Origin of the sequence: Pararhizobium sp. (assembly GCF_035497515.1) — a bacterium.
Lineage (GTDB): Bacteria > Pseudomonadota > Alphaproteobacteria > Rhizobiales > Rhizobiaceae > Pararhizobium.
On record NZ_DATJDJ010000029.1, the window covers coordinates 1 to 21,585 of the forward strand.

Below are 21,585 nucleotides of genomic sequence, written 5' to 3' on the forward strand. Positions count from 1 at the left end.
TCGACGCTGCGCCGCTCCGGCGCGCCGTACAGGCTGACGCCGACCGAACTCTATACGATGCTGATGATTTCATCGGGCGGGCTGACGCACAGGCTCGATCGGCTGCAGAAGGCGGGACTGATCGTACGCGAGCGCTCGACGGCCGACGGGCGCAGCATGGTCGTCGGGCTGACCGACGAGGGTATGCGTCTTGCCGAATCGGCCTTCCGAGCAGACATGGAAAGCGAAAGCGGCTACCTGACGGAATTGAGCGCTCAGGATCGCTTGGATTTGGCGGAGCTGTTGCGCAAGCTGCTTGGCTCGCTGGAGCGGCGGAATGAGGGCGATAGGGCCTGATCTGGCGTGGAAATCCGCAAAATCGTTTGACAACAAGGGGCGAAGCCACTAAAGCCGCCTCAACGCCGGGCCGAAATGCCCGGTGTTTTATTTGACATGTCCCGTGGCTTCTCCGTTAGCTTAATGTGAGAAACCTGTCAGAGCTTTCAAAAGAAGCTCAGAGGAGGGCGTGTTTCCTTGATCCGGTTTGGAAGCAGACCGGTGTAACCATTTGAAGGGAAATGCGATGAGCAAGCGCGAATCGTCCAAGTACAAAATTGACCGCCGTATGGGCGAAAATATCTGGGGCCGCCCGAAGTCCCCGGTAAACCGTCGCGAATACGGTCCTGGCCAGCACGGCCAGCGTCGTAAGTCCAAGCTTTCCGACTTCGGTGTGCAGCTGCGCGCCAAGCAGAAGCTCAAGGGCTACTACGGCGACATCCGCGAAAAGCAGTTCCGCGCAATCTTCGCCGAAGCTGACCGTCGCAAGGGTGATACTTCCGAAAACCTGATCGGCCTGCTCGAATCGCGCCTCGACGCGATTGTGTACCGCGCCAAGTTCGTTCCGACGGTCTTTGCTGCCCGTCAGTTCGTCAACCATGGCCACGTCAAGGTCAACGGCGTTCGCGTCAACATCGGTTCGTACCGCTGCAAGGCTGGTGACGTCATCGAAGTTCGCGAAAAGTCCAAGCAGCTCGTATCGGTTCTCGAAGCCGTCCAGCTCGCTGAGCGTGACGTTCCGGACTATATCGAAGTCGATCACAACAAGATGGTTGCGACCTTCGCCCGCGTTCCCTTCCTGACCGACGTTCCTTACCCGGTCGTCATGGAACCGAACCTCGTCGTCGAATTCTATTCGCGGTAATTTCTTCAGGCTTCGGCCTTGTGAAATTCGGAAAAGCCACTCAGAGATGGGTGGCTTTTTTATTGCCCAAATCCCACCAAGCCTCATTCGGAGAATGACTGATGCCCGGCCCGATGGACCTGCAGTCGATTGTCGATGATATCCATCGCGAACTTGCTCCGCGGCGCGGCGAAGGCAAGGTGGCCGACTATATTCCGCAGCTGGCCCGTGTCGATCCCGAGCATTTCGGCATGGCGATCGTCACGGTCGACGGCAATGTGCACATGGCGGGTGACGCCGAGCTGCCGTTTTCCATCCAGAGCATTTCCAAGGTCTTCACGCTGACGCTGGCGCTTGGCAAGCATGGGGAAAACATCTGGAAGCGGGTGGGGCGCGAGCCGTCCGGTTCCGCGTTCAATTCCATCGTCCAGCTGGAGCATGAAAACGGTATTCCTCGTAATCCGTTCATCAATGCCGGCGCCATTGCGATTACCGATCTGGTGCTCGCCGGCCATACGCCGCGCGAGGCAATCGGCGAGATCGTCCGCTTCGTGCGTTATCTCTCCGACGAGGAGGATATCCTGATTGACCAGGATGTCGCCAAGTCGGAATCGGCGACAGGCTACCGCAATTTTGCGCTCGCCAATTTCATGCGGTCCTTCGGCAAGCTCGATCATCCGGTCGAGCATGTGCTCGGCGTCTATTTCCATCAATGCGCGCTGGCGATGAGTTGCGTCCAATTGGCAAGGGCCGGCTTGTTCCTTGCGGCATCGGGCTCCAACCCGCTGACCAGGCATTCCGTCGTTTCCAGGCAACGGGCGCGGCGTATCAACGCGCTGATGCTGACCTGCGGTCATTATGATGGTTCGGGTGATTTCGCCTACCGCGTCGGCCTGCCGGGCAAGAGCGGCGTCGGCGGCGGCATTCTTTGCGTGGCGCCGGGCAAAGCGTCGGTCGCCGTCTGGTCGCCGGGTCTCAATGACAACGGCAATTCGCTGCTGGGCTCGCTCGCACTGGAAATGCTGGCAAACCGCACAGGCTGGTCGGTCTTCGGCGCCTGACGGCGTCGTTACGGAAGTTTCACATCGATCCCGGCGCATTTCCCTTGATCTTGCTGGCTGAGACAGGCAAGTGCAGGACATTGTTTTTGCGCGCCGCCCTTGTGCCCTGCGCCTTCCATCCGGGACTTTGTCATGGATATTGCCATCCAATCGCCGACTGACGACATCGAAGACCTTGTGCCCAGTCCGGATCCGACTGGCGACGATGTCATGCATCCGATCTTTGCGAAGATGCCTTCGTCGGTCTCGTTCAACAAGCTGCGCAAGCGGCTCCTGCGGCAAGTTCGCCAGGCGATCGACGATTTCGGCATGCTGAAGGGCCAGAAGCGCTGGCTCATCGGTGTCTCCGGCGGCAAGGACAGCTATAGCCTGCTGGCTCTGCTGATGGATCTGCAATGGCGCGGCCTGCTGCCGGTCGAGCTCATCGCCTGCAATCTTGACCAGGGGCAGCCGAATTTCCCCAAGCATGTCCTGCCGGAATATCTGTCGTCGATCGGTGTGAAACACCGTATCGAATATCGCGATACCTATTCGATCGTGAAGGAAAAGGTTCCGGCGGGCGGCACCTATTGCGCGCTCTGTTCGCGCCTGCGCCGCGGTAATCTTTACCGGATCGCCCGCGAGGAAGGCTGCGATGCGCTGGTGCTCGGTCATCACCGCGAGGATATTCTCGAGACCTTCTTCATGAATTTCTTCCATGGCGGCAGGCTGGCGACGATGCCGGCAAAACTGCTGAACGATGAAGGCGACCTGATGGTGCTGCGGCCGCTGGCCTACGCGGCAGAGGATGATCTGGCGAAGTTCGCTGCCGCCATGGAGTTCCCGATCATCCCTTGCGACCTTTGCGGTTCGCAGGATGGCCTGGAGCGCAATGCCATGAAGGCGATGCTGTCGGATATCGAGCGCCGCATGCCCGGCCGCAAGGACACGATGCTGCGGGCGCTTGGCCACGTCAATCCGTCACACCTGCTCGACCCGAAACTGTTTGATTTCCAATCCCTCTTCGCGGAGCCTAAAGCATGACATCTGCCATCGATATCGCTGCCATCGCCAATATCCTGCAGGAGGCGGCGGCGAAGGAAATCCTGCCGCGCTTCCGCAATCTCGGCGCCGGCGACGTGCGGATGAAGTCGGAGGCGATCGACCTCGTGACGGAAGCGGACGAGGCGGCCGAACGGCTGATCAAGGAGCGCATGGCGGACGTTTCACCGGATGCCCTGTTCATCGGCGAGGAATCGGTCGCGGCCGACCCGGGTCTTCTCTTGGCGCTTGCCGGTGCCGATCTCGCCATCGTCGTCGACCCAATCGACGGCACGTTCAACTATGCCGCCGGCATGCCGCTGTTCGGCGTCATGGCTGCCGTCGTCTCCAAGGGCGAAACGGTCGCCGGCCTTATCTACGATCCGATGGGCAATGACTGGGTGATTGCGGAAAAGGGTTCCGGCTCCTGGCTGTGCAAGGCCGACGGCTCGCAGGAGAAGCTGGATGTGGCGCCGCCGCCGCCGCTCGAAGGCCTCGTCGGCTGCGCCTCGACCGGTTTCTATCCCCCGGAGACCCGTCGCATCGTCATGGGCAACATGGCCAAGGTCCGCATTGCCACCAGCTATCGCTGCGCGGCGCATGAATACCGCGCCTTCGCCGGCGGGCATTTCCATTTCCTGATGTACCAGAAGCTGATGCCGTGGGATCACCTGGCCGGCACGCTCATCGCGCAGGAAGCCGGAGCCTATGCCGCCCGCTTCGACGGATCGCCCTACCTGCCGGAGCATGTCGATGGCGGGTTGCTGCTGACGTCCGACAGGGACACCTGGGAAGTCCTGCGCCGCGAAGTGTTTACCGTCTGAGCACGGCACACTTGCTGAAAGAAAAGGCCCGCTCGGTCATCCCGGCGGGCCTTTTCGTGTCTGCGGGTTTCGGCGGCTTACATGTGCCCGCTGACGCCTTCCAGCGCGGCATGGTCGTCGCCCGGATGGGTGAAGAGCTTGCCTTTTTCAGCCCAGAGCACGGCGACGATCGTCAGCGCGCCGAACAGCGTATAGCTGGCCATCAGCGGCTGGATCGTGCCGTTGAACATCTGGCCGACGGCGCTTCCGAGCAGGGCGCCACCGGTGGTCGAGACGAAACCGGTGATCGCTGTTGCGGTGCCTGCCACATGCCCCATTGGTTCCAGGCTGATTGCCGTGAAATTTGTGGTAACGACGGCGAACATCATCAGCAGCACCGAGAACATCAGGTAGGCCAGCGCGAAGTCAATCTTGCCGCCAAGGGAGACCAGGAAGCCGATGCCGGAGAGCAGGGTGAACAGGATGATCGCCACATGCGAAATCCGCCGCATGCCGAAGCTGCGGACGAAATAGCCGTTGATGAAGTTGATGACGGCGATGCCGCCGGCGGTGCCGGCAAAGGCGATCGGCAGCCAGTCGCCGAGCCCGTAGACCTCGCCGAAAATCTGCTGGACGGTGACGATGTAGGCGCAGATGACCGCGGTGAACAGGGTCATGCCGATCATGTAGCCGCAGGTGATGCGATTGGTCAGCACCGTGCGGAAACCGGAAACGACCGACGCGACGGAAAGCGGCAGACGCTCTTCCTTTGGCAGCGATTCCTTCAGTCGCGCCGTTGCCCAGCCGAAGAGAATGGCGCCGATGGCGCCGAGCAGGATGAAGATCCAGTGCCAGTTGGCGTAGTGGACGATGCCCTGGCCGAGCGATGGAGCGACGATGGGCACGATCATGAAGACGATGAAGACATAGGACATGACGCGCGCCATCTCGCGGCCGCCGAAGCAGTCGCGAATGATTGCCATGGTGCAAATCCGCACGGCGGCGGCACCGATGCCCTGCGCGAAACGCAGCATCAGCAAGGTTTCGAAACTGCTCGTAGCGGCCGCCAGCAGCATGGTCAGCGTGAAGAAGGCAAGGCCAGCCAACAGGATGGTGCGACGGCCGAATGTGTCGGACAGGCTGCCGAAGACGATCTGTGAACAGCCGAAGCCGAGGAAGAACACGCCGATCACCAACTGCGTATCGTTGGTGTTGGCGACGTTGAGCGACTGGCCGATGGCGGGCAGGGCGGGCAACATGATGTCGATCGCGATGGCGACGCTGGCGGTCATCAGGGCGATGGTGATGATGAACTCGAAGAAGCCGAGACCGATGCGGGCGGAGCCCTGGTTCTCGACGTGATGGGCGGATGGATTGGCGGACATGAAAGACCTGTCTTGAAAAAGCGGCGGACTGTTTAAACGGCGGGATTGTGCGGACTGAAAAGCTTTCCGCGCTCGGCAAAGAGAACGAAGCCGAGGCCAATGATGGAGACAGTCAGGAAGCCGACCGCCAGTGGCGTGACGGTGCCGTCGAATGCCTGGCCGATCAGCGCGCCGATGCTGGCGCCGCCAATCGTTTGGGTAAAGCCGAGGACGGAGGAGGCGGTGCCGGCGACATGACCGAGCGGTTCCATCGCCATGGCGTTGAAATTCGGGCCGATCAGGCCGAACTGGAACATGGTCGCGGCATAAAGCACGACGAACAGCCAGAACGGCAGTGTCCCGAAGATCGAGGCCGTCGCCCAGACAAGGCTCCCGATCGTGAAGCCGATCAGGGCGCCGTGCGACAGGCGGCGCATGCCATAACGCCTGACCAGTCGGGAATTCGTGAAGGACGCGACCGCCATCATGCTGGCGAAGCCCGCGAACACGAGCGGAAACCAGTGCCCGAGCCCATAGACGCCGACAAGGATCTGCTGCGCCGAATTGATGAAGCCGAACAGCGAGCCGAACAGGAACGACGCGGCCAGCGAATAGCAGAGCGACACGCGGTTGGTCAGCACGATGCGGAAGGCCGAGCCGATCGACGAGACCGTGAACGGCCGGCGATTTTCGACGGCCAGCGTTTCCGGCAGGCGCAACATCACCAGCGTTGCCACGACCACGGCGAAAAGGCAGATGACGACGAAGATCATGTGCCATTCGGCAAAGATCATGATCAACTGCCCGACGCTCGGGGCGATGACCGGCACGATCATGAACACCATCATGACCAGCGACATGACCTCCGCCATCATTCGGCCGCCATAGACGTCGCGGACGATGGAGATGGTGATGACGCGTGTGGCGGCGGCGCCGATGCCCTGCATGAAGCGCAACGCCAGAAGGCCGGCGAAGGACGGCACGAAGACGATGGCAAGCGCACAGAGCGCATAGACGGCGAGACCGCCAAGCAACGGCAGCTTGCGGCCGAACCGGTCGGCCAGCGGCCCGAAGAACAACTGCGCGCAGCCCATGCCGATCAGATAGGAAGTGATGACATATTGGCGCGTGTTCTCGTCGGCGACGCCGAGGCTGGCGCCGATCTCCTGGAGGCCGGGCAGCATGATGTCGATCGAGATCGCATTGATCGCCATCAACATGGCCATCAGCGCGATGAATTGTGGTTTCGAAAGTGCCGGACTGCCCGGCGCCTGGGTTGTCGTGGTCATAGGGATATTCCTGCCGGCGTGCCGGGCATCTGAAGCGGGAAATCGGATCGTTTCCAAAGAGAACAGATGCGGATGAATGGATGGAACCAGAATTGAAGGGCGCAGTGAAAACGCGGCTCCGAAGCGCTTTCGAAAGAGAGCCGGCATGCCGGCTTGAGCGACGGACAACCGGTGGGAGGCCGGTTGCAAAAGGTGAATTGTCCGGACGGAAACGAGCGAGCGCATGTTCCTGCGCTTGCATATCCATGAAATCGCACAGTCTTGTGACATCGCCGCGTATCGGCAGCGACTGTTACAGGGGCGGAAATATTAGAATGCCTGCACAAGTCTATCGAATCAAAAAAGGCGGTGACCCGCCTTTTCAGGTGTCACGATGACAAGGGGTCGGTTCAGGCTGCGCCCTTGACCGCGATACCCTGCTCTTCGAAATGCGACTGCAATTCGCCAGCCTGGAACATTTCGCGGACGATATCGCAACCGCCGATGAACTCGCCCTTGATGTAGAGCTGCGGGATCGTCGGCCAGTTCGAATAGCCCTTGATGCCTTCGCGCAAGTCGGCGTCAGCAAGCACGTTGATACCCTTGTAATCGACGCCGATATAATCGAGCATCTGGACGACCTGTCCGGAGAACCCACACTGGGGAAACTGGGGCGTGCCCTTCATGAAAAGAACAACGTCGTTGCTCTTCACTTCGTTTGCAATGAAATCGTTGATACCGCTCATGTCGTAATCCTTCCTCATCCCGCTTCAAGGGCCGGGTGTGTCGATTTCCTGTAGATAGCATGCAGGCCAGTGATTTTCATCACCTGTGTGCAACAAAAACTGATGGCTTGCACACAGGCAACAGGTCAGATTTCTGGGGGCTACCGTGCTTTGCTGCGGGCAGCCGCGGTGCGCCGGCGGCTCACCTGCTTCCTTGCCGGTTTTGCCGCCTTCGGTTTCGTAACCTTCTTGAAACGCCCGGTCGCTGCCGAGCGGGCCTGCCGTTTCTGGCGCTTTGACGTCGTCGCCTTGACGCCGGCCTTTTTCAGAACTTCCTTCAGCACGCTTTCGACGACGCCCGTCACCAGTTCGTTGATAAGGTTCGCCATCGATGCTTACTCAGGTACGGAAGTCTGCAGCGCGAGTGCGTGCAGGACACCACCCATGTTGCCGCTCAGGGCGTCATAGACCATCTTGTGCTGCTGCACACGGGTCTTTCCACGAAATGCTTCGGCGACGACCTCGGCGGCGTAATGGTCGCCATCGCCGGCCAGGTCCCGGATGACGACTTTCGCCCCCGGAATTCCAGTCTTGATCATGTCTTCGATATCGCCAGGTGCCATCGGCATCGTCTGTACTCCCTGAATTACTCGGCGGCGATCTGTGTCTCGCCGTCCATGAAGTCAGGGAACCACGATTCATGTACCGAGCGCAATTGCAGAATTGCAAGCGGCTGGGCCGAGCCGAGCACGACCTCGGTGCCACCGGTCTCGCCGATCGACGGCGCTGCCACGCCCGCGGCCTTCGCCCGGTCTGCGACGAGAGCCGCATGTTCCGGCCGAACCGTAACGACGTAGCGGCCCTGATCCTCGCCGAAGAAAACCGGGATCGGATCGCGGCCGGCAACGGCTGAGACCTTGGCGCCGATGCCGGATGCCATGGCCATTTCCGCAATCGCCAGCGCCAGACCGCCCGAGGAGCAGTCATGCACGGCGGTCGTCAGACCATCGGTGATCAGGTCGCGGACGAAATCGCCGACCTTGCGCTCATGGGCGAGATCGACATGCGGTGCCGGGCCGTCGGTGCGGCCATGGATATCGCGGAGATAGACCGACTGGCCAAGATGCGTGCCGAGCCCTCCCGGTGCGCCGACGAGCAGAATCTCTTCGCCTTCAGCGGCAAAGCGGATGTGTGCCATCTGCGCCCAGTCGGAAAGCAGGCCGACGCCGCCAATGGTCGGGGTCGGCAGGATGCCCTGGCCGTTGGTCTCGTTGTAGAGCGAGACATTGCCGGACACGATCGGAAAATCCAGCGCGAGGCAGGCTTCACCGATGCCCTTGATGGCATGAACGAGCTGGCTCATGATTTCCGGGCGTTCTGGATTGCCGAAGTTGAGATTGTCGGTGGCTGCCAACGGCAGCGCGCCGGTGGCGGTGATGTTGCGCCAGCATTCGGCAACGGCCTGCTTGCCGCCTTCGAATGCATCGGCCTCGACATAACGCGGCGTCACGTCGGAAGAAAAGGCCAGAGCCTTGGTCGGGTGGCCTTCGACGCGCACGACGCCGGCGTCGCCGCCCGGCAATTGCAGCGAGTTGCCCTGGATCAGCGTGTCATACTGTTCGTAGACCCAGCGGCGCGACGAGTTGTTGGCGGAGCCGACCAGCGAGAGGACCGCATCGGCGATGTCGGCCTGCGGGATATCGCCGGCTGCCAGGGGTGCGGCAACCTGTGCCGGGGTCCAGGGACGGTCGTATTCCGGCGCCTGGTCGCCCAGGTCCTTGATCGGCAGGTTGGCGACTTCCTCGCCCTGATGCAACACGCGGAAGCGCAGGTCGTCGGTGGTCTTGCCGACGATCGCGAAGTCGAGGCCCCACTTGACGAAGATGGCCTTGGCAACGTCTTCCTTGGCGGGTTCGAGGACCATGAGCATGCGCTCCTGGCTTTCCGACAGCATCATTTCATACGCCGTCATGCGCTCTTCGCGCACCGGCACCTTGTCGAGTTCCAGCTCGATGCCGAGGTCGCCCTTGGCACCCATTTCGACGGCCGAGCAGGTGAGGCCGGCGGCACCCATGTCCTGGATGGCGATGACCGCGCCGGTCTTCATCAGTTCGAGGCAGGCCTCCAGCAGGCACTTTTCGGTAAAGGGGTCGCCGACCTGCACGGTCGGGCGCTTTTCCTCGATCGACTCGTCGAACTCGGCGGATGCCATCGTGGCGCCGCCGACACCATCGCGACCGGTCTTGGCGCCGAGATAGACGACCGGCAGGCCGACGCCCTTGGCTTCGGAGAGGAAGATCGCATCGGACTTGGCAAGCCCGGCGGCAAAGGCGTTGACGAGAATATTGCCATTGTAGCGGGCGTCGAACTCGACTTCGCCGCCGACGGTCGGAACACCGAAGGAATTGCCGTAGCCGCCGACGCCAGCGACGACACCGGAGACGAGATGGCGGGTCTTGGGGTGATCCGGAGCGCCAAAGCGCAGTGCGTTCATCGCCGCGATGGGACGGGCACCCATGGTGAAGACGTCGCGCAGGATGCCGCCGACACCGGTCGCCGCTCCCTGATAGGGCTCGATATAGGACGGATGGTTGTGGCTCTCCATCTTGAAGACCACGACATCGCCATCATCGATATCGACAACACCGGCATTTTCGCCCGGGCCCTGGATGACCCGCGGACCGGTGGTCGGCAGCGTGCGCAGCCACTTCTTCGAGGACTTGTAGGAGCAATGCTCGTTCCACATGGCCGAGAAGATGCCAAGCTCGGTGAAGGTCGGCTCGCGGCCGATGAGTTCCAGGATCCGCTGATACTCATCTGGCTTCAGGCCATGCGAGGCAATCAGTTCCGGCGTGATGGGGCGGGTATTGGAAATGGTCATCATGGTCCGTTCGGTCCGTTGGAGCATCCCGACGGCGAAAGGGCCGCCATGCATTGAGGGCTGCATCAAAACAAAGAGATCGTATTCGCGCTTCTTTAGCCGATGCACTCCGGCGATGCGACAGGAAAATGCCGGAAAAGCACAGGAGATCGTGTGCTTTTGCCGGGAAATCGGCCTGATATTCAGGCGAAGCTGTCGTAGCCGGTGCGACCGCTGTCGAGAAGGCGGCGAAGGGTCAGGAAACCGCGCCGGACTTCAGCCCTGTCGGCGGGCGAGGAGAAGCCGATGCGCACGCGGTGGAAGACGCTGTCGGTCCGCCCGGCCTTGAATTCGTCCTCGTCATCGACAAGCACGCCTTCCTCGAAGGCCGCATGCTTGAACGTGCCCGATAGCCAGGGTTCGGACAGCTTCAGCCAGAGGAACGGCACATGCGGATGCGAATTGAAATCGATGCCGGTGAAGATTTCGCGCGCCATCTGTTCGCGGGCACGGATCTCGTCGATGCTCTTCGAGCGCAGGATCGCGCCTTCGCCGCTGAGCACCAGCCGGGCGCAGAGTTCGGCGAGCAGGAATGGCATGCCGCCGCTGACCATCTTGTGGGCGATGCGGATGCGCTGGCTGAAATGGGGAGGGCATGCGACCCAGCCGCCGCGCACGCCGGCGGCGACCGATTTCGACAGGCCACCGACCAGGAAGGTCCGCTCGGGCGCCAGTTCCGCCAGAAGCGGCGTCATGTCACCGGTCATCGCGCCATAGAGATCATCTTCCAGGAGCCAGACGCCGTAGCGGCGGGCAATGTCGGCGATCGCCTGACGGCGCTCCAGCGACAGGGTGACCACCGTCGGGTTCTGCGCCGTGGGCATGAGGAAGGCGAGTTTCGGGTGCTGCTGGGCGCAAACCCGCTCGAAATCCTCGGGGTCGAGGCCGTAATCGTCGGTGCGCAAGAGGATGGTGCGGCGGCCGATCAGGCCGGCGCTGCGGCTGATCTGCGAGTAGGTGACATTTTCGAAGGCGATCTTGTCGCCGGGCGCGGTGACGGCCGCGATCACGGCGACGGCACCCGCATGGGCTCCGAGCGTCGGCACGATGCGATCGGGCAGGGGGCGAAACGATCCCTTGGCAAGCCACTGGCTGCCGGCCTCGAACCAGTGCGGCGGAAAGTCCCGGGCGTAGCTCGCTATGTCGGCATGATGTTCGCGGCTGATCTCCACCAGCAGTTTTTCCAGCGAGGCGCCCTGGCCGATATCCGGCGCTGCCGTGCTGTCGAACCGGAGCTTGCCGGGCGGCGCCTTGAGCGGCCTTGTGCCGGAGAGCGCGACCGTCATCGGGTCGGCCTGTTCCGCAGGACGCTGTTCGGTGTTGTCGAGCACATAGGTGCCGCGGCCGACTTCGCCGCTGACGAGGCCGCGTTCGCGAACCAGATGATAGGCGCGGCCGATTGTACCGATTGTGACGCCAATGTCGAAAGCCAGATTGCGCTGGGGTGGCAATTTCGTGCCTGCGGTAAGCAAGCCACCCGCAATCGCCTGCTCGATCTGGTCGGCAATGCGCGCATAGATCGGGCCTTGGCCCTGGCCGGGATCGGGCATCCAAGTTGTCATGGTGACAATTTCTATATTGTATCCCTACGGGTGTCAATTATGACAATGCAATATTGATTGTGACAATTTGACCGCAGAGAGGTGATCCAATGAGTACAATATGCGCGACCGATGATGCAATTTGTTCTGCGGATCTGGAAGCAATCCGAGCATCGCGTATCACGATCCACCAACGCCCGTCGGTGATCCGGCGGGTCTTGATATGGTTGATAACGAGGGAGAGGAAGAGATTGAGCCGGCTTGCGCTGGCCGAACTGACGGAAGATCAGCTTGTCGATATCGGTGTCATGGCGTCCGAGGCGCGTCGGGAAGCGGCTCGCCCATTCTGGGATTGATTTGCCCGGCTACAGCGCCGCACGTCAAATACGACGCGCAAAGGTCTCTGTAGCACTTTAATTATGCAGTAAAGAATGTTCACCGCCTCGAACAGTCGGTTAAAGCAGTTCGATCACCTTGGTCTTCGGCCGACAGACCTTGACGCCCTTTTCGGTGACGACGATCGGCCGTTCGATCAGTTCGGGATGGGCAAGCATGGCATCGATGATCTGGCGGTCAGTCTTGCCCTCATCGTCGAGATGGAGCGAGAGATAGGCGCGCTCGCGGGTGCGCAGCAGCGCGCGCGGCGTCATGTCCATGGCCAGGAGCAGGGCGAGCATCGCCTCATGCGACGGCGGTGTTTTCATGTACTCGATGATAACGGGCTCGATGCCGGCGGCGCGAATAATGTCGAGAACCGCGAGCGACGTCGTGCAGCGGTCATTGTGATAGATCGTAACGCTCATGAAAATGCCTTTGGTAATGCTGCATGCATGCAAGGACGTCGGCACGGTGGTCTGGCGGTACAGTGTTCAATTGGGCAGTTAACGTGCTTCCGTGACAGGGTATGGGACCGGGATCCGGCTTGGATGCTCCAAGATGTGGTCTGCATTTTGGAGAACTCAATCAGGAGTTTACAGAGATTGATCGTTCAGTAAATTTTAAAAATGAAAAAGCGGCAAGAAATGGGTGTTTCTTGCCGCACGTGCTTATCCGGTGAGATCAGTGGCAGCCGGTGCCGCCGGCCGCGAAGCGCTTGACGTCGCTGGCCATGCGCGTGCCCAGCGGCTCGTTGAACAGCGGTCCGAAGGCCTGCAGCCTGGCGGGATGGCCTTCGGCCTGGATCACTGCCAGGGGGCGCGACTCGGGCGAATTGCGCTTGACGATGAGGATGCGCGGTCGGCCGGAGAACGAATTGAGTTCCGGCGCAAGACGATATGGTTTGAAGGCTGCGTCGCCTGACTTGAACCAGCAGGCATTTGCGCCGAGCGCCACCCGCTCCATGGTCGAGAGAGCCGTCGTGTTCCGGCTGGGCGCTGGAGGCGCGGCCGACTGGCAGCCTGCGACCAGCGCGAGCGCAGCGACGGGCAGGGCAGTGGACAGGAAACGCAGGAAAGCAGCGGCGCGCATCGGAAAGCCCTTCTGCTTCGGTCTTCGAAGCTGCCTTCTATCAGGCTGAACGTTAAGCGGCGATGACATCGAGCGCCGAGGCAAACAGGCCGCGTCCGTCGGAGCCGCCATGGGCCGCCTCGATCAGGTTTTCCGGATGCGGCATCATGCCAAGGACGTTGCCCTTGGCATTGATGATCCCCGCGATGTCGTTGACCGAACCGTTCGGATTGGTGCCGGCGGCATAGCGGAAGACGACCTGGCCGTTGCTTTCGATGGTCTCAAGCGTCTCGGTGTCGGCAAAGTAATTGCCGTCGTGATGCGCGACCGGGCAGCGGATGATCTGGCCCTGTTCGTAGGCACGGCTGAAGTCCGTATTGGCGTTGACGACTTCCAGCTTGATTTCCTTACACACGAACTTGAGCGAGGCATTGCGCATCAGGGCGCCGGGCAGGAGGCCTGCCTCGACCAGGATCTGGAATCCGTTGCAGACACCGAGAACCTTGACGCCGGCGTCCGCCTTGGCCTTGATCGCCTGCATCACCGGCATGCGCGCTGCAATCGCGCCGCAGCGCAGATAGTCGCCGTAGGAGAAACCACCGGGAATGACGATCAGGTCGACATCCGGAATTTCGGTCTCGGTCTGCCAGATGGTGATCGGCGCGTTGCCCGAAATCTTGGTCAGGGCGGCGATCATGTCGCGGTCACGGTTGAGGCCTGGAAGCTGGACGACGGCGGATTTCATGGGTTCGGTTCAAACCTGGATTGGGCCTCGGCAAGCTCGCGCAATTCGAGGCGGTTTTCGATACGGTCGAGACGATCTTCTATATGCGCGATCGAACCGCGCAGATTGTTGATGTCACCCTGCATGGTGTGAAACTGATTGCGCAGTGACAAATTGTCGTGCCGGAGATCGCGCTGGCCTTCCTTCAAAGAGCTAATGTCAACCTGAATGCGCTTGAGCAATTCGTACATCAGTTCGTTGGTGACTTCGGCCATTACAGCATCCTTCAACCCTCAGGCGAGTGAGATAGTGTAATTCTCGATCACCGTGTTGGCCAGAAGTTTCTCGCACATGGCCTTGACCTCGGCTTCCGCCTTGGCCTTGTCGGCGGTTTCGATCTGGAGGTCGAAGACCTTGCCCTGGCGGACATGGCCGATCCCGTCGAAGCCGAGGGCGCCGAGAGCGCCCTCGATTGCCTTGCCCTGCGGGTCAAGAACGCCGTTTTTCAGCGTCACTGTTACGCGTGCATTGATCACTGTTGTCTTCCTGCTTATTTCACCAGCACGGGGCCGGTGCCGCGCGGCGGTTCGTTCTCGTTCATGATGCCAAGCCGGCGGGCTACTTCCTGGTAAGCCTCGACGAGGCCGCCCATGTCGCGGCGAAACCGGTCCTTGTCCATCTTTTCCTTGGTCTCGACATCCCAGAGGCGGCAACTGTCCGGCGAAATCTCGTCAGCCAGGATGATGCGCATCATGTCGCCTTCGAACAGGCGGCCGCATTCGATCTTGAAGTCGACGAGCTGGATGCCGACGCCGAGGAACAGGCCGGTCAGGAAGTCGTTGATGCGGATGGCGAGCGCCATGATGTCATCGAGTTCCTGCGGGCTTGCCCAGCCGAACGCGGTGATATGCTCTTCGGAAACCATCGGGTCTTCGAGCGCATCGGCCTTATAGTAGAATTCGATGATCGAGCGCGGCAGGACGACGCCTTCCTCGATGCCGAGACGCTTGGAGAGCGAACCGGCGGCAACATTGCGCACGACAATCTCGAGCGGAATAATTTCCACTTCCTTGATCAGTTGCTCGCGCATGTTGAGGCGGCGGATGAAATGCGTGGGAATGCCGATCCGGTTCAGATGCGTGAAGATATATTCCGAGATGCGGTTGTTGAGCACGCCCTTGCCGTCGATGACTTCGTGCTTCTTCGCGTTGAAGGCAGTGGCGTCATCTTTGAAGAACTGGATCAGAGTGCCAGGCTCGGGACCCTCGTAAAGGATCTTTGCCTTGCCCTCGTAGATACGGCGGCGACGATTCATAAAGGATATCTCTGTTGTTTCCGGCGCTGTTGGCGCGCGCGCATGGTATTTTCCAAGGCGGTCCATAGCCGAAATGAAACCATTTCACAATCGGCGTCTGATCCGATCCCCTGAATTAGCGAAAGGGGAACACGCAAAGTCGCCAAAGCCGAAAACTTCGCATTGCACTTTGGCCGGGCTTTTGGTTTATGGGCAAAAAGCTGTTTCTAGCGCAGGTTTTCTGGGAGAATGAATGATGACCGACATGAAGGATCGCGAAAAGGCGTTCGAGGCGAAATTTGCTATGGATGAAGAACTGCGGTTCAAAGCCGAAGCACGCCGCAACAAGCTGCTCGGCCTCTGGGCTGCGGAACTGCTGGGCAAAAGCGATGCGGCTGCCTATGCAAAAGAAGTGGTCGCCGCCGATTTCGAAGAGGCTGGCCACGAGGACGTCGTGCGCAAGATCCGTGCTGACTTCGATGCCGCCGGCGTCGTTCAGACCGACGACCAGATTCGCCTCAAGATGCTGGAGCTTTTGGGCGAAGCCGTCACACAGGTCCAGAACGGCTGATCTTTCAAAGACAATGGCGGAACCGCCCGTTTTGCTCGGGCGGTTTTTTTATGTCTTGCGTTTGTGTCTTACGGCCTTGCCGGGTGTTCCCGCCGTGCGCCAGTTCGCCGAACGAACGAAGGCTTCCAGATCGGCTCGGGGCATCGGTCTTGCGAAAGCGTAGCCTTGCAGCGTATCGCAGCCGAGATCGCGCAGGATATCGGCATGTTCCCGCGTCTCCACACCTTCCGCCACCACCTCGATATTCAGCGAATGGCCGATATCGATGATCGATCCGACCAGCCGTCGCTGTTCGGCCGTGTCGGCAATTGGCTTCACGAGCGCGCGGTCGATCTTCAGGCGGCTGGGGCTGAGCTTCATCAGGCCGATGATGGATGCATGACCTGTGCCGAAATCGTCGATTTCGATGTCGATGTCCAGCGCCCTTATATCGCTCAGGGTTTTTGACGAACTCTCGTCGAGATCGTCGAGGAAGATCGATTCGAGCAACTCGAAAGACAGTTTTCCACGTGGGATGTCGAGCTTCTTCAGGCTTTCGATCAGGCCTGGCTCACGCAGGCGCGGCGAAGAGACGTTCACGGAAATGCGCGGAATGGAAAAGCCCTGGGCTTGCCATTGCCCGAAATCGCTCAGCGCCTGTTCGGCGATGGTCCGGTCGATGGCGGTCAGCGCGTTGATGTCCTCGGCGATCTTCAGGAAATAATCGGGCGCCAGAAAGCCGTGCTGCGGATGCTGCCAGCGCGCCAGGGTTTCCACGCCGGCTATGTCGAGCGTGCGGGCGTCGAACTGCGGCTGGTAGACGGGAATGAATTCACCGTCCTCAAGACCTTTGATGATCTCGTCGGCAGTCCGTTTGACGTGGTGGATCTGCGTCTGGAGCTGCTTGGTGAAAAACTCGTAGCGGTTGCGGCCCTGATCCTTGGCGCGGTAGAGGGCAATGTCGGCGTTCATCAGCGACTGCTTGGCATCGACCGTTCCATCCAGCGTCCAGGCGATGCCGACGCTGGCGCCGAACCGGCAGAGATGCCCCTCGTATGGAACCGGCTGCCGCAGGGCGTCGATGATCCGATCGGTCATGGCGATGACATCGTCCTGCCCATGCCGGCTTTCGCACAGGATCAGAAACTCGTCGCCGCCGATCCGAGCAACGAAGTCGCCCTCGCCGGTGATCGAGGACAGGACACGCGCCGTATGAACCAGCATCGTATCGCCGGCCTGATGCCCCAGCGTGTCGTTGATCTGCTTGAAGCGGTCGAGGTCGATATGCAGGATGGCGCAATAGGCGACTTTCTCGGCGATCCAGTCGTCGATCCGCTGATCGAGATAGCGTCGGTTCGGCAGGCCCGTCAGATGATCGTGCAGGGCATTGTATTCGATCCGGATGCGCGCCGCTTCGAGCTCGCCGTTGCGGGCTTCGGCGAGTTGCCTTGCCCGATCCAACTCGTCACGAAGAGCGACATCGTCTGTAATGTCCCAGTTCGCGCCGATCAACTTGCGCTCGCCCCCGGCATCGACAAACGTTACGGAGCTTGAGCGGATATGCCGGATTTCACCGTCGGGGCGAATGATGCGGAAGGCATTCGCGAACGGTCTGTTCGAAGCCGTACCGGCTGCGATTGTCGCGAGCGCTGTCTTGCGATCATCGGGATGCAGCAGCTTTTCCAGGAGCGCCGGCTGGTCGGTGGGGGCGGCGAATTCGTGGCCGTAGATTTTCAGGAGCAGGGCGTCGCGCATCACCTCGCCGGTGTCCAGATTGGCCTCGAACACGCCGATCTGGGACGCATCCATCGCTAGACGCAGGCGTCTCGTGACTTCCTCGAGTTCGGCCTCGGCCCTCTTCCGTTCGGAGATGTCGGTATCCGTGCCGATGATGCGGATCGGTTTGCCGTCCGGTCCCCATTCTATCGACGCGCCACGGCTTTCGATCCAGATCCAATGGCCATCGGCGTGGCGCTCGCGATACTGGAACGTGTTGAACTCGACTTCGCCTTCGTCCTGGCGGCGGATGTATTCGAGGACATGCTCGCGGTCGGCCGGGTATACGTTTGCGATCCACTCATCGAGCGATCCATCGACGATTGCATCCGGTGCCATGCCGCGAATGAGTTTCCAGTGCTTGGAATAGAACAGGTCGCCGGATTTGAAATCGTGATCCCAGACGCCCTGATGCGCGCTTTCAAGCGCATATTTCCAGCGCGTCTCGCTCTTTTGCAGGGTTTCGAGCGCCTGTTTCATGTCGCCGATGGGATGGACCTGCAGGATGACGCCGCTTTCGATCACCGATAGCGAGGCCGTGACCCAGTAGGGAGCACTGTCCGGCCGGACAAGGCGGATGTCCAGTTGGCTTGCCGTATGCGCGCCCAGGCCGATATCCGCCAAGGCTTCGGCGAAGGCGGCACCATCGGCGTCATGCACGAAACCGAGGATCGACTTGCCAGGGATGGCGTCGGGGGAAAGGTCAAAAAGACTCGAGAATGCTACATTTGCGCAGCGGATGCCGCCTTGCGGGTCGATGAGGCAAAAGCCGACAGGCATCGAATCCAGAATGGCGGCAGCGTCCGTGGAAGGATCATTCGCTACCGGTGTTCGCCACCCGTCTCGGTTCTTGCTGGCGGTTGTGTCACGTGGCCGTCGTTCTCGCATGATTTTGCCCATCGTAGACGGTGACAGTGAAAGTCCCCTTAATGCTGCGATGCAGCCATCCAGGGGCCCGTCAACCCTGAAGCCGGTTAAGGAACTGGGCAAAGACCATCGTGCCTTCCGGCCAGGGACCATGTCCGGATTCCGCGTTAATATGGCCGGACTGGCCGGCATCGACCAGCAAGGATCCCCACGCATTGGCAAGATCGCCGGCATGCTCGTAGGAACCGAACGGATCGTTCTGGCTCGCGACCATCAGGCTTGGAAACGGCAGCGGATCGCGCGGATAGGGGCCGAAGGTCATCAGGTGTTTCGGCCTGATCCGGGGATTGGTCACCTCGGGCGGGGCGACCAGAAAGGCACCGGCGATCTTTCCGTCGACATGCTCCAGCGCATGAATGGCCGTCGCGACACCGAGCGAATGGGCGACGATGACGATCGGCTTGGTCGCGGCGTTGATTTCATCGACCATGCGCTTGACCCAGTCTTCGCGCACGGGCTTGGCCCATTCGGCCTGCTCGACACGTCGGGCGGAAGCCAGTTTGCTTTGCCAGCGGCTTTGCCAGTGCGTAGGGCCGGAATTGGTGTAGCCGGGGACGATGAGGATATCTGCTTCGGATGCTTTCATGGTAACGGCGATTTGAGGTCGAAGACTGCGGAAGTCAAGTGTCACGGAAGCAGATCAGGTATATGCTCACGACACGGGTCGCCTGGTCACGACGTTCCGGGACGGCCGACGCCGCCGATGAACGACAGCACGGAGATAGTACCGAACTCTACCTGAAATCTCTGAAACCGGACCGCTGATTGTTCTCGAATTGAAGTGACGATGCTTGTTCAAGGAGGAGAATTGGTCATGACAGCCTTTCATGTAATGGCAGGATCGGGCGCTGAACTCGTGCATCCGGGAATTCGCAAGATCGCGGTTTCGGATGTGTTCGACGCGCTGCGCCTCGGCTGGGAAGATTTTCGCGCAAAGCCGTCGCATTACGTTTTTCTCTGCCTGATCTACCCGATCGCAGGCGTGGTGCTGGCCGCCTGGAGTTCCGGCGCCAACATGCTGCCGATCCTCTATCCGCTGGCATCGGGCTTTGCGTTGCTGGGGCCAGTCGCCGCGATCGGGCTCTATGAAATCAGCCGACGCCGGGAACTCGGCATGAACACAAACTGGCGGCATGCCTTCGATGTCCGCCATTCGCCGGCTTTCGCATCGATCATCGGTCTTGCGGTCATGCTGCTGGCGATGTTCGTTGCCTGGCTGCTGGTTGCCCAGTCACTCTATACGCAATTGTTCGGGGACGTGCCGCCGGCGTCGATGTCGGCCTTCTTCAATCAGGTCGTCGGCACGGAACAAGGCTGGAACCTGATCCTCGTCGGGAATGCCATTGGCCTCGTCTTTGCAATCATCGTGCTGTCGAGCGTCGTCGTGGCATTTCCGCTGCTGCTCGATCGTGATGTCGGCGCGGTCGCCGCGATCGACACGTCCCTCCGCGCGACGCTCGCCAATCCCGTGCCCGTTGCGGTCTGGGGGCTGATCGTTGCCGGCGGGCTCGTCCTGGGCTCGATCCCGGTCTTCGTCGGTCTCGCCGTGATCATGCCGATCCTCGGTCATGCGACTTGGCATCTCTATCGGAAACTGGTGGTCCAGCCGATGGGCAAATAAGACCTTCAAAGCAAAACGCCGCCCCATATGAGGGCGGCGTTCCGTTGAAGAGGCTTGCGTCGCCGCCTATCTGAAATACTTGTAGTAGGACGAAATCTGCGCCGCCGTCTTGGAGGAGGGATCGAGGCGGATGCCGATCCTGTCGCCGCGATACCATTTCACCACGCCGGTCAGATGCCCGAATTCGGTGCTCTGGATCGAGACTTCCTCTCCGGTCTTGGCATTGATGTCGAAATAGAGCTGGAAGCAGATGCCGGTCGACGAGAGATCCTTGACGATGCCGCGGCTCATGCCGCCCTTGCACGTGACTTCGCCGGTAAATGTCGTCGCTGTGCGCGCCGAATTGCGTTCGATGACCTGCTGGTACGGCATTTCCCACCACTCCCGCTTTTTCGTTCCTTGACGCAGCGTCTCACGAAAGAATGACGGAAGGCTTTGGAAGAACGTTCGAAATTGAGCCAGTTGGGCCAAAATCGAACAAGCAGGCGCATGGCCGGCGAAGCCGGGGAGCCGCTTGGGCTCCCCGAACATGTCAGCCGAATACGCGATTGAAGATCGTGTCGACATGCTTGGTGTGATAGCCGAGATCGAATTTTTCGCGGATTTCCGCCTCCGAAAGAGCCGCGCGTACTTCAGCGTCAGCAAGCAGTTCCTCAAGGAAATCGGCGCCCTTTTCCCAGACCTTCATGGCATTGCGCTGCACGAGGCGGTAGCTGTCCTCACGCGATACACCGGCCTGGGTGAGTGCAAGAAGCACGCGCTGGCTCATCACCAGCCCACGGAACTTGTTCATGTTGTTCAGCATGTTTTCCGGGTAGATCACCAGTTTTTCGACAACGCCGGCAAGACGGTTCAAGGCAAAATCGAGGGTGATCGTCGTATCCGGGCCAATGGCGCGCTCGACGCTCGAATGGCTGATGTCGCGCTCGTGCCAGAGAGCCACGTTCTCCAGTGCAGGCACCACCGACATGCGGACCAGGCGGGCAAGGCCGGTCAGGTTTTCGGTCAGGACCGGGTTGCGCTTGTGCGGCATCGCCGACGAGCCCTTCTGGCCGGGCGCGAAGTATTCTTCAGCCTCCAGCACTTCCGTGCGCTGCAAATGGCGGATTTCGATGGAAAGCCGCTCGATCGACGAGGCGATGACGCCGAGCGTGGCGAAGAACATCGCGTGCCGGTCGCGCGGGATCACCTGTGTCGAGATCGGCTCGGGGGTCAGGCCGAGCGCTTTGGCGACGTGCTCTTCGACGCGCGGATCGATCTGCGCGAAGGTGCCGACCGCGCCGGAGATGGCGCAGGTCGCGATTTCCTTTCTGGCCGCGACGAGGCGTGCGCGGTTACGATCGAATTCGGCGTAGGCGTAAGCGAGCTTGAGGCCGAAGAGATCGG

At 60.6% G+C, this 21,585-nt stretch carries 24 protein-coding genes; 7 read left to right on the forward strand and 17 right to left on the reverse strand.

Translation table 11 applies throughout. From position 1 onward, the window contains the following. The 5 genes from VL202_RS02515 to VL202_RS02535 all read left to right on the forward strand — a co-directional run. Positions 1-336, forward strand: a 336-nt coding sequence (locus VL202_RS02515) for a MarR family winged helix-turn-helix transcriptional regulator (RefSeq protein ID WP_325462609.1), incomplete at its 5' end; no start/stop codon positions are given. Positions 337-562: 226 nt separating this feature from the next. Beyond that, positions 563-1,180 carry a 30S ribosomal protein S4 gene (gene rpsD, locus VL202_RS02520; RefSeq protein ID WP_325462610.1) on the forward strand — a complete coding sequence of 206 codons (618 nt, stop codon included), beginning with the start codon at positions 563-565 and terminating at the stop codon, positions 1,178-1,180. A gap of 101 nt (positions 1,181-1,281) precedes the next feature. Continuing rightward, on the forward strand, positions 1,282-2,220 hold the full coding sequence (locus tag VL202_RS02525) for a glutaminase (protein ID WP_325462611.1): 939 nt from the start codon (positions 1,282-1,284) through the stop codon (positions 2,218-2,220). Positions 2,221-2,352: 132 nt separating this feature from the next. After that, positions 2,353-3,243 carry a tRNA 2-thiocytidine(32) synthetase TtcA gene (gene ttcA, locus VL202_RS02530; protein WP_414692793.1) on the forward strand — a complete coding sequence of 297 codons (891 nt, stop codon included), beginning with the start codon at positions 2,353-2,355 and terminating at the stop codon, positions 3,241-3,243. Then, entirely contained in the window at positions 3,240-4,064 is an 825-nt protein-coding gene (locus VL202_RS02535; protein ID WP_325462612.1) for an inositol monophosphatase, read from the forward strand. The genes ttcA and VL202_RS02535 overlap by 4 nt, the downstream gene beginning before the upstream one ends. Positions 4,065-4,141: 77 nt before the next feature. Here the strand turns inward: VL202_RS02535 and VL202_RS02540 are convergent, their stop codons facing one another. The 13 genes from VL202_RS02540 to purC form a co-directional block, all read right to left on the reverse strand. Beyond that, positions 4,142-5,428: a multidrug effflux MFS transporter gene (locus tag VL202_RS02540; RefSeq protein WP_325462613.1), complete on the reverse strand. Its 1,287-nt coding sequence runs from the start codon at positions 5,426-5,428 to the stop codon at positions 4,142-4,144. 32 nt (positions 5,429-5,460) lie between these two features. Further along, positions 5,461-6,696: a multidrug effflux MFS transporter gene (locus VL202_RS02545; RefSeq protein ID WP_325462614.1), complete on the reverse strand. Its 1,236-nt coding sequence runs from the start codon at positions 6,694-6,696 to the stop codon at positions 5,461-5,463. A gap of 389 nt (positions 6,697-7,085) precedes the next feature. After that, positions 7,086-7,421, reverse strand: coding sequence for a Grx4 family monothiol glutaredoxin (gene grxD / locus VL202_RS02550; protein WP_325462615.1), 336 nt, complete (start codon positions 7,419-7,421; stop codon positions 7,086-7,088). Positions 7,422-7,561: 140 nt separating this feature from the next. Beyond that, positions 7,562-7,789: a hypothetical protein gene (locus VL202_RS02555; protein ID WP_325462616.1), complete on the reverse strand. Its 228-nt coding sequence runs from the start codon at positions 7,787-7,789 to the stop codon at positions 7,562-7,564. Between the two features lie 6 nt (positions 7,790-7,795). Beyond that, complete coding sequence (locus tag VL202_RS02560; protein WP_325462617.1) at positions 7,796-8,029, reverse strand: BolA family transcriptional regulator; 234 nt, start codon at positions 8,027-8,029, stop codon at positions 7,796-7,798. Positions 8,030-8,046: 17 nt separating this feature from the next. Beyond that, a complete protein-coding gene (purL, locus tag VL202_RS02565) occupies positions 8,047-10,281 on the reverse strand; it encodes a phosphoribosylformylglycinamidine synthase subunit PurL (protein ID WP_325462631.1) in 2,235 nt (744 codons plus the stop codon). Positions 10,282-10,463: 182 nt separating this feature from the next. Continuing rightward, entirely contained in the window at positions 10,464-11,882 is a 1,419-nt protein-coding gene (locus VL202_RS02570) for a PLP-dependent aminotransferase family protein (protein WP_325462618.1), read from the reverse strand. Positions 11,883-12,316: 434 nt separating this feature from the next. After that, positions 12,317-12,664 carry an arsenate reductase (glutaredoxin) gene (arsC, locus tag VL202_RS02575; RefSeq protein WP_325462619.1) on the reverse strand — a complete coding sequence of 116 codons (348 nt, stop codon included), beginning with the start codon at positions 12,662-12,664 and terminating at the stop codon, positions 12,317-12,319. Positions 12,665-12,920: 256 nt separating this feature from the next. Continuing rightward, a complete protein-coding gene (locus tag VL202_RS02580) occupies positions 12,921-13,328 on the reverse strand; it encodes a hypothetical protein (protein ID WP_325462620.1) in 408 nt (135 codons plus the stop codon). 52 nt (positions 13,329-13,380) lie between these two features. Then, positions 13,381-14,052 (reverse strand): phosphoribosylformylglycinamidine synthase subunit PurQ, encoded by a 672-nt coding sequence (gene purQ / locus VL202_RS02585; protein ID WP_325462621.1) that lies wholly within the window; start codon positions 14,050-14,052, stop codon positions 13,381-13,383. Continuing rightward, positions 14,049-14,306, reverse strand: coding sequence for a hypothetical protein (locus VL202_RS02590; protein WP_325462622.1), 258 nt, complete (start codon positions 14,304-14,306; stop codon positions 14,049-14,051). Before VL202_RS02590 ends, purQ begins: the two co-directional genes overlap by 4 nt. Before the next feature lie 18 nt (positions 14,307-14,324). Further along, positions 14,325-14,567, reverse strand: a complete 243-nt coding sequence (gene purS, locus VL202_RS02595) for a phosphoribosylformylglycinamidine synthase subunit PurS (protein ID WP_062580759.1) — start codon at positions 14,565-14,567, stop codon at positions 14,325-14,327. Between the two features lie 14 nt (positions 14,568-14,581). Beyond that, a complete protein-coding gene (purC, locus tag VL202_RS02600) occupies positions 14,582-15,346 on the reverse strand; it encodes a phosphoribosylaminoimidazolesuccinocarboxamide synthase (protein WP_325462623.1) in 765 nt (254 codons plus the stop codon). 235 nt (positions 15,347-15,581) lie between these two features. Here purC and VL202_RS02605 point away from each other — a divergent pair, with 235 nt between their 5' ends. Next, on the forward strand, positions 15,582-15,896 hold the full coding sequence (locus VL202_RS02605; protein WP_325462624.1) for a DUF1476 domain-containing protein: 315 nt from the start codon (positions 15,582-15,584) through the stop codon (positions 15,894-15,896). 48 nt (positions 15,897-15,944) lie between these two features. Here VL202_RS02605 and VL202_RS02610 read toward each other — a convergent pair whose 3' ends face one another. Beyond that, positions 15,945-18,710: a sensor domain-containing protein gene (locus tag VL202_RS02610; protein ID WP_325462625.1), complete on the reverse strand. Its 2,766-nt coding sequence runs from the start codon at positions 18,708-18,710 to the stop codon at positions 15,945-15,947. Further along, positions 18,610-19,164, reverse strand: a complete 555-nt coding sequence (locus VL202_RS02615) for an alpha/beta hydrolase (protein ID WP_325462626.1) — start codon at positions 19,162-19,164, stop codon at positions 18,610-18,612. The genes VL202_RS02610 and VL202_RS02615 overlap by 101 nt, the downstream gene beginning before the upstream one ends. Before the next feature lie 228 nt (positions 19,165-19,392). Here VL202_RS02615 and VL202_RS02620 point away from each other — a divergent pair, with 228 nt between their 5' ends. Beyond that, a complete protein-coding gene (locus VL202_RS02620) occupies positions 19,393-20,199 on the forward strand; it encodes a DUF2189 domain-containing protein (RefSeq protein ID WP_325462627.1) in 807 nt (268 codons plus the stop codon). 66 nt (positions 20,200-20,265) lie between these two features. On the opposite strand, the gene VL202_RS02625 is transcribed toward VL202_RS02620, so the two are convergent. Both VL202_RS02625 and VL202_RS02630 read right to left on the reverse strand, forming a co-directional pair. Next, complete coding sequence (locus VL202_RS02625) at positions 20,266-20,571, reverse strand: PilZ domain-containing protein (protein WP_325462628.1); 306 nt, start codon at positions 20,569-20,571, stop codon at positions 20,266-20,268. A 160-nt stretch (positions 20,572-20,731) separates the two neighbouring features. Beyond that, a partial coding sequence (locus VL202_RS02630; RefSeq protein WP_325462629.1) for a lyase family protein occupies positions 20,732-21,585 on the reverse strand: 854 nt, incomplete at its 5' end.